Source organism: Robinsoniella sp., assembly GCF_034124845.1.
Genome location: NZ_JAWYAJ010000118.1, coordinates 1 through 7,455 on the forward strand (window position 1 = coordinate 1; position 7,455 = coordinate 7,455).

The 7,455-nt window shown below is 38.6% G+C and carries 12 protein-coding genes; 8 read left to right on the forward strand and 4 right to left on the reverse strand.

Features of this window, described 5'->3' with window-relative positions; genetic code table 11:
* The coding region (locus tag ACH2DQ_RS05650; RefSeq protein ID WP_395025907.1) for an MFS transporter at positions 1 to 836 on the reverse strand (836 nt) is incomplete at its 3' end.
* A complete protein-coding gene (locus ACH2DQ_RS05655; RefSeq protein ID WP_394911792.1) occupies positions 837 to 1,523 on the reverse strand; it encodes a TetR/AcrR family transcriptional regulator in 687 nt (228 codons plus the stop codon).
* A gap of 178 nt (positions 1,524 to 1,701) precedes the next feature.
* Here ACH2DQ_RS05655 and ACH2DQ_RS05660 point away from each other — a divergent pair, with 178 nt between their 5' ends.
* The gene (locus ACH2DQ_RS05660; protein ID WP_395025909.1) at positions 1,702 to 2,583 is read left to right on the forward strand and encodes an aminoglycoside 6-adenylyltransferase; all 882 of its coding nucleotides are present in this window, start codon (positions 1,702 to 1,704) and stop codon (positions 2,581 to 2,583) included.
* 120 nt (positions 2,584 to 2,703) lie between these two features.
* Here the strand turns inward: ACH2DQ_RS05660 and ACH2DQ_RS05665 are convergent, their stop codons facing one another.
* Entirely contained in the window at positions 2,704 to 3,045 is a 342-nt protein-coding gene (locus ACH2DQ_RS05665; RefSeq protein ID WP_083267394.1) for a YmaF family protein, read from the reverse strand.
* A gap of 321 nt (positions 3,046 to 3,366) precedes the next feature.
* On the opposite strand from ACH2DQ_RS05665, the gene ACH2DQ_RS05670 reads away from it, so the two are divergent.
* Entirely contained in the window at positions 3,367 to 3,789 is a 423-nt protein-coding gene (locus tag ACH2DQ_RS05670; RefSeq protein WP_394911794.1) for a hypothetical protein, read from the forward strand.
* On the opposite strand, the gene ACH2DQ_RS05675 is transcribed toward ACH2DQ_RS05670, so the two are convergent.
* Positions 3,746 to 4,453: a class I SAM-dependent methyltransferase gene (locus ACH2DQ_RS05675; RefSeq protein WP_394911795.1), complete on the reverse strand. Its 708-nt coding sequence runs from the start codon at positions 4,451 to 4,453 to the stop codon at positions 3,746 to 3,748. The genes ACH2DQ_RS05670 and ACH2DQ_RS05675 overlap by 44 nt on opposite strands.
* Before the next feature lie 302 nt (positions 4,454 to 4,755).
* Here ACH2DQ_RS05675 and ACH2DQ_RS05680 point away from each other — a divergent pair, with 302 nt between their 5' ends.
* The 6 genes from ACH2DQ_RS05680 to ACH2DQ_RS05705 form a co-directional block, all read left to right on the forward strand.
* Positions 4,756 to 5,085 carry a hypothetical protein gene (locus ACH2DQ_RS05680; protein ID WP_394911796.1) on the forward strand — a complete coding sequence of 110 codons (330 nt, stop codon included), beginning with the start codon at positions 4,756 to 4,758 and terminating at the stop codon, positions 5,083 to 5,085.
* An 84-nt stretch (positions 5,086 to 5,169) separates the two neighbouring features.
* Entirely contained in the window at positions 5,170 to 5,580 is a 411-nt protein-coding gene (locus tag ACH2DQ_RS05685; protein ID WP_394911797.1) for a GntR family transcriptional regulator, read from the forward strand.
* 20 nt (positions 5,581 to 5,600) lie between these two features.
* Positions 5,601 to 6,008, forward strand: coding sequence for an ATP-binding cassette domain-containing protein (locus ACH2DQ_RS05690; RefSeq protein ID WP_394911798.1), 408 nt, complete (start codon positions 5,601 to 5,603; stop codon positions 6,006 to 6,008).
* Positions 5,906 to 6,460, forward strand: coding sequence for an AAA family ATPase (locus ACH2DQ_RS05695; protein ID WP_394911799.1), 555 nt, complete (start codon positions 5,906 to 5,908; stop codon positions 6,458 to 6,460). Before ACH2DQ_RS05690 ends, ACH2DQ_RS05695 begins: the two co-directional genes overlap by 103 nt.
* On the forward strand, positions 6,457 to 7,092 hold the full coding sequence (locus tag ACH2DQ_RS05700) for an ABC-2 transporter permease (RefSeq protein ID WP_394911800.1): 636 nt from the start codon (positions 6,457 to 6,459) through the stop codon (positions 7,090 to 7,092). The genes ACH2DQ_RS05695 and ACH2DQ_RS05700 overlap by 4 nt, the downstream gene beginning before the upstream one ends.
* A gap of 90 nt (positions 7,093 to 7,182) precedes the next feature.
* Positions 7,183 to 7,455: DUF4317 family protein (locus ACH2DQ_RS05705; protein ID WP_395025913.1), on the forward strand; the 273-nt coding region annotated here is incomplete at its 3' end.

A 7,455-nucleotide genomic window follows, 5' to 3' on the forward strand; every position in this document is an offset into this window, starting at 1 on the left:
CCAATCAGCAGCGCCCCTAAAATATTAGCAAATTGTATAATTCCCATTCCTATACCATAGATAGTGTCCGTACTTTTCATAGTCATTCGCAGAATGATCGGTCCACCCACAACAAAAAGAGGAGTGAGGATGAAGTTGATCAGCGCTGCTATAAGCATGGCTTTTAATATAAACGGCTGTTTTGCAACGAAGACAAATCCTTCCTTCATATCCCTGCCGATGGTTTTCAGCATGGCACCTTCCGACTGCCTCTTTACAAACGGAATCCTGATAAAAATCTCCATCACTGCCGATAAAAAGAAAGCAGCGCCGCTGACAGCAATTAATGCTTGTACAGACATTATCCCATACAGGATTCCTGCACATACAGGTGCCACAACATAGGACAGTGCCTGCACAGCCTGAACGATGCCGTTTGCCCCCGCTAATGAAGATTCCTCAACCAATTGGGGAATGCTGGCAGTTACGGTCGGTGTGTACATAGCGCTGATTACTGACAGTAAAACCATCACAACTCCAATCAGCAGAATCGAATGACCATTCTGAGCCAGCAGCAGTATGAATATAAATACAACAAAACTGCTTGAAAAGTCAAAGATCACCATCAGGTTACGCCTGTTGAACCGGTCTGCAATCGCTCCCCCTAACGGAGAGAGTAAAATTGGGATGTTGGATATTGCAAATAATCCAGCAAATATATCCTCCCGTCCCGTTATATCCATTACATATAATGACAGTGCAAATCGCAGCATGGCGCTCCCGAAAAGGGAAATGATCTGTCCTATGATAACCAGATTAAAATTCTTATTCCACATTTTGTTTTGTGCAGTATCCATCTAATATTCCTCCATCATATCCGAATTCCCCGATAGTAACAGCAGAATGCTGGCACAAAGGCTTCTCATTAATTTAGTTTCATCAAATCTGTCGTTTTCTGATAAAGGCCCCTTTAGCTGATAACATTTGGATAAAATCACATCACGGGTGATCCCGTCAAAGGATGCGATGATAAGCATATAAATATCGTGAAGCGGTATTATCGGTTTAAAATATCCCTCAGCAGTCTTTTTTTCCATAAAATGAAAGGTCTTTTCAATGAGAAAATCATAATTCGATGCTTCTGTGACCTGAGAACGATAATAGAGAAGGCGTTCCGGATCATTCGCAAACAGGGTGCCCAGTTCAAAGCTTATTTTCCCGTATCCCAGCAGGGTATTTTTAATATCTTCTGAAACCACATGGAATACCTCCATAAGAATCTTTTCCGGTTTACCCTCTGATGCGAATATTCCGCTTATCTTATCCTTAAAATCTGATATGTGGTTGAACCGATTGGAAAGCGCAATGAAAATATCATCAATATTAGAATAATACTTATATACACCACCGTGGCTAAAACCTGTTTCTTTTACTATGTCGCTCATTGTAACTTCATTGGCTGGCTTTTTCATGCATACAGAAAAAGCAGCATCTAAAATTTGATTCTTCTTTTTTTCAAAGTATGATTCGTTTACTTTCGGCAAAATATTTCCTCCCTTTTTTAATAATGACAGTATTGTCATTTTAATATAGCATGGGAGATGGCGGGTGTCAATATAATAATGACAGTGGTGTCATTATTAATCCAAATGGTTTCTGCTGGCATAAATGAATGGTTTCTGTTAAAATTATGTAACAAATGAAAACGGAGGGACAAAACTAATGGACCGATATAAAAATATTATTCAGAAGATCATCCTTTTGGGAAAAAACAATGATGATCTGCAGGCAGCTTTGGTCATAGGTTCACAGGCCAGAGACGACCATCCGGCAGATGACAATTCTGATCTTGACATTATCATGATCGTCGATCATCCGGACTCTTTTATTCAATCCGATGAATGGCTGAAACAGATTGGAAACTTCTATATTTCTTTTATAGAAAATACCATAGATGGCGGAGTCGAGCGAAGTATTCTTTTTGACCATGCACTGGATGTGGATTTTGTAATACTTCCAAAAGATAATCTCAACAATATTGTAGAAAGCGGTGTAACCCCCCACATATTATCAAGAGGCTTTCGCGTACTTGTAGACAAGATTGGGATAGGGCAGTCTATTCAACAACTGCCACAGGTACCGCAAGTCTTTCCGGTATTATCCGAAACAGAATTTAACAATATAGTTCATGATTTTTGGTACCATACCGTCTGGACGGCAAAGAAACTGATGCGGGGCGAATTATGGACAGCAAAAGCATGCGTTGATAATTATATGAAATGGAAACTGCTCACGCTTATTGAGATTCATGCCCATTTAAAAAACGGACCGGATTATGATACCTGGCACGGCGGTCGTTTTCTAGAGGAGTGGGCAGCGGATTGGATTGTCGGGAAATTATCAGATTGTTTTTCACGTTATGAAAAGAATGATATGCTGGAAGCCCTGCTGACAACTATGGAACTATTTCGTGCCGTTGCCATTGAGGCAGCAGAAGACCTGCATTATACGTATCCTGAAATGGCTGATACATATGCGGCAGGATGGGTTTTGGAGCATGCGGAGAAGATCAGGGGTGAAGTAACAAGAAATCCTAACAAATAATAGCAAAAGGAGAACCTGATAGATTCTGAAAATCCCAATAGAATGCCATAATAGGATGCCGCATACAGCTTTGTGATCAGCTGTATGCGACATCCTTTCCTCTACTTACTCTGTATCGTATTAATCACCAATAGGATTCTCAATTAAAGTAGAAGCAATAAATCTATGAAAATGTCCATCTTCAATTTCTGTCTGAGAATCAATAAAGTGCACATGGCGCTCATCGCCGCATTTGCCAACCGGAACCTGCAGGCCCGTGGTTACACAGATGGGATGAAAGTGATCTTCATAAAAGTCTGTTTTCGCAGTAAATTTGTGAATGTGTCCGCCAGGTACTTTTATTATTTCTTCTGTTACACCTGCAAAGCGGTGATTGTGAGGATCTTCATTCAGTTCAGCAAGCCGAACGCTTCCCAGTACCTCATGAACATGCGTTTGCATACATTTTTTATTACAACTCATAATTGCCTCCATTTCTGCACCTTACAGCGCATTCAAGTCTGTCCCGCAGCCGGAACAAAATTCAATATACCAAATCGTACATTTTCAGAACAAAACTTATAAAAGATGCATAACAAATTTGGTTTGATAAATTTGATTTATCTCAACATAATATGAAAAAAGGATAAATTGGTGACAATTTCAGTATCGGTTTTAGTAAGATTCCTGATAAATCTATAAACTGTTAGATAATGAAAATAAAGCGCAGTTTATAGTGAAAAATTGTTATGTGCGTGTTATGATAGATTTATAATTTTATAGCAGTGCAGAGGAGGGAGCGGTTTGGAAGCGAAAGATATAAAGAAACAGATCAGAATTTCCATAACCCTGGTTTCTATCATTTGTGTCATTCTTGTGCTGGTGGGCGGTGTCATTTATTTCAGCATAAATAGCACCCAGGAGAAGGAAGCGCAAAAGTATATGTATGAAATTGTATCTCAGTATAAAAATATTATCACTACACAAATTGACGGAGACCTTCAGACTTTAGGTGCCATTGCGTCCTTTTCAGGATATGAGAGTACCGTTGATTTGGATGCTGCCCTTTCTCAACTGGAAGAGGAGAGTAAAAGTAATAACTTTATTCGAATGGGATTTGTCTCTAAGGAGGGCATAGGCTATTTTATAGATACAGATGGAACAAAACATTATGATCTGGATGTCAGCGGGGAAAGTAATTCTGATACAATACCTGCACCGATTTAAAACCGGCATTTTTCATAAGCTCACATTGATGTTCCAATGTCAGCGGAATATCAATATGTATAAACATATCTTCAGGGACATTATTTTGTTTGCGCCTGTATTCGTATTCTTCAAGACAAAGAGATTCCTCTTCATCACCACAGGCAATATAGTCACATTCAATATAATATCCACCGGGTTTTATCGTCTCATAAAGCTTCTTGTAGATCTGCTGCTTTTTATCGTATTTAAAATGATGAAGTGTTTCAAATGACAGAGCGGCATCAAACTTATTTTCGGCAAACGGGTATTGAAAATAGTCTGCATTGATTAATTCAATATTTTTATCACCGTAGCTTTCCCGCAATTTTTCCAGCATAGATTCAGACAAATCAATACCTGTAATCCTCACATCCGGAAATCTCCTGTACATGGATTTAAGCTCCAGTCCTGTGCCGCAGCCAATATCAAGTAATGAGTGTAAACCATTCTCAAAGAAATCTGCAATATGATCATATTCTTCCCCCCAATTTTTCAAATGAACATGATTATACTCACCAATTCGGTTGGCAAAGAAATCCGCCATTTCTTCTACAGGAGTATGCTTAACCTCTTTAAGCCAGTCTTTTAATTCTTCTAAATATTTTTCTGTTTCTTTTTCAGTTCGGATTTTATTCTTCAACATAAGCATTTCCCGTCCTTTTATAAAGCCACTTCACCATGAGTCAATTTAATTTATTTAAATTTATTTACGCTCAATTTATTTGCAGTTTAAAAGCTAGTACATAAAGAATAGTGGAAAAATCTATTCTTGTCAATCAGCAAATCCAACAAACGAATGCATTGCCATATCCCCAATACCAGTGACCGGCTGTGCCGGAAAAGCGGATTTTACCGTCCTGATCAGTTTCATATTGACAAGTGTTATGTAGTGTATTATAGTGTTATATATAACAGATAAGAATTTACAAGCCGGAGGTGTATTTTATGAGTGAAAATGGATTTGTAAAAATAGCTTCTGTGGGAAGCATGACAGAGGCTGAACAAATGGTCTGTATTTTAAAAGAAAACGGTATATTGGCATGGCGTCAAGGCAGCATAATGGATTTATATATGGGAGATTCTTATGCCGGTGAAGATATTATGGTGGCTGAAACAGACGAAGAGCCTGCAAAAAAACTATTAGAATCTATCCCGCAGATACAGACAAAAATGACTTGTCATAAGAGAGACCTGTCAAGGACACAGCGAATTTTAGGGTGGGTACTATTAATTATTATGGTTCTGTGTATTGTGGTACCGGTAATTCTACTATAAATGCTGCTATGAATTTTGACACTGTGCGTCCAGTGTGCGGGAGATTTGTCCCGTATAAGGGCGCGCAGCGGGCTGGAAGCGTGCTTGAAAAAGAGAGGTGGAAAACGGAAATTGGAAATTATGATTAGCCACAAAAGCAGTAAGCCAATATATGAACAAATCGGCTCACAGATCAAGGATATGATACTGACAGGCGAATTAAAATCCGGCGATATGATAACCTCCGTAAGAAGTCTGGCAAAAGAACTGGGAATTGGCGTGCTTACCGTCCAGAAAGCTTATGACAGACTGCAAAAGGAAGGAATCATTGAAACTGTTGTCGGAAAAGGAACCTATATCACAAATCATAATTCAGGTGGTCTGGAAGACCAGCGCAATCAGCTATTGGAAGACAAGGCGATGGAGTTAATTGCACTTGCCAGGAAATATAGCATAGAGCAGGACAGCGTTCTTGCATTGATAAAACTGCTGTTTGATGAGTCACAAATTGACTGATATTTAAAATGAGGTGCCATATGAAAAATATTCTTGAAATTAATGATATTACGAAACGATTTGCATCATTTACCCTTGATCATGTTCAATTTTCCTGTCCGGAGGGGGCAATCATGGGGCTGATCGGTCCTAACGGTGCCGGTAAAACGACCATTATCAATTCCATATTGAACATTATCAATTTAAATGAAGGAAGTATCCGGATTTTTGGCAAAAATTATTTGGAACTAACGAAAGAAGACAAAGAAAATATCGCGGTTGTGTACGATGACATAGTCTTCCGGAACATCTTACTTCTAAAGAGGTCAATAAGATTTTTAGGAAAATGTACCTTAAATGGGACGAAAATTTATTCCATCAATATTTACAGCGTCTGGCTATACCGGAACATACCACGGTCAAAGAAATGTCAAAAGGCAACAAAGTAAAACTGAATCTGGCAGTGGCGTTGTCCCACTGTCCCCGGTTATTGATTTTAGATGAAATCACAGGATCGTTAGACCCAATTATGAGAGAGGAAATACTGAAACTATTTCTGGAGTTTATTCAGGACGAAAGTAAGAGTATTCTTTTCTCATCACATATAATTACGGATCTTGAGAAGATTGCAGATTATATTACTTTTATTAATGATGGGCATGTTATTTTCAGTAAAGAAAAGGATGAACTGCTCTATCATTATCGTTTGATGCATTGCAGGGCTTCAAAATTCAATGAACTGGACAAAAATGGAATGGTTGCTTACCGGACAGAAGGAAATCATGTAGATTGCATCCTGGACAACAGGGTTGAAAATCATTTCAATAAGGAAGAATACATAGTTGAACAGCCAGGCATAGAAGAAATTATGCTGATACTTGCAAGGGGGACAGTGGTATGAACGGATTGATCAGAAAAGATATTTACAATTTAAATAAAATAAAAAACATGTATCTGATTTTGACTGCCATTTTAATCGCATATTGTTTTGTTACCAAAAGAACCGCTTTTATTACTGCAATACCGATACTGATTTTCAGTACAACCATAACTTCTACCTTTACAATGGACAATAATGTGAAATGGGATAAACTGGCTGTGCCGGCGATGCTGAGCAGAAACGAAATTGTGCTGAGTAAATATATTCTTCTTTTAGAGATTATTGGCGTTGGTATTCTGGCGGGCTTTCTCATTAGCTTACCAGGATTAATCACTCATCGTTCCGATTTCATTCTGTTCCTGGAAATGACCATGACAGCATCTGGGATTGCGTTGTGTTCCGGCAGTTTATCCATTGGGTTTATATATCTGTCTAAAAATGCTGTGGAAAAGATGGAACTGCTTACAGTATTCTCATATGCAAGTTCCGTAGTTATCCTATTGGGAATTTCAAAGTTGCTGAGTATTCTAAATGAAATTCTAAAGCTTCCGAGAATCAGTCTTTCCATTATGATTCTTATTATTGTATTTACTATTTACACTGTTTCTTATAAGATTGCGGTCAGGGCCTTCAATGGCAGGGATATTTCCTAATTTTGATGACATAACCCCAAAGAGTATGCTAAAATAGGGCATAGTATTTTAAAACACGCTCGAGACTGAAGGGAGAGACAAGGTATAACGATGATTAACAGAGAAGATATGCTGGAATTAACCAGACGAATGACACCGGCTAGAACATCCATGACGCGAATTGCAGGAAGCTATATGGATGCGGACGGTGAAATAGACGGTACGTTTAATACAAATTTTCTAAAGCTTTCAGCCGGTGAAAAGGAAAAGAAGCTAAAGATTGCAAAAGAGATTCCATTTTCCCGAACAAATGAGAATCTGAAAAGATACCGGTTCCCAGGTGATTCCATGGGACCAAACAGTATGTGGCGGCTTCTGATGGGA

Excerpts from the sequence above, each read along its gene's own strand:
- ACH2DQ_RS05700 (WP_394911800.1), top strand. The coding sequence starts at position 6,457 with ATGAACGGATTGATCAGAAAAGATATTTACAATTTAAATAAAATAAAA.
- ACH2DQ_RS05690 (WP_394911798.1), top strand. The coding sequence starts at position 5,601 with ATGAAAAATATTCTTGAAATTAATGATATTACGAAACGATTTGCATCA.
- ACH2DQ_RS05665 (WP_083267394.1), bottom strand. The coding sequence starts at position 3,045 with ATGAGTTGTAATAAAAAATGTATGCAAACGCATGTTCATGAGGTACTG.
- ACH2DQ_RS05695 (WP_394911799.1), top strand. The coding sequence starts at position 5,906 with ATGTACCTTAAATGGGACGAAAATTTATTCCATCAATATTTACAGCGT.
- ACH2DQ_RS05680 (WP_394911796.1), top strand. The coding sequence starts at position 4,756 with ATGAGTGAAAATGGATTTGTAAAAATAGCTTCTGTGGGAAGCATGACA.
- ACH2DQ_RS05660 (WP_395025909.1), top strand. The coding sequence starts at position 1,702 with ATGGACCGATATAAAAATATTATTCAGAAGATCATCCTTTTGGGAAAA.
- ACH2DQ_RS05675 (WP_394911795.1), bottom strand. The coding sequence starts at position 4,453 with ATGTTGAAGAATAAAATCCGAACTGAAAAAGAAACAGAAAAATATTTA.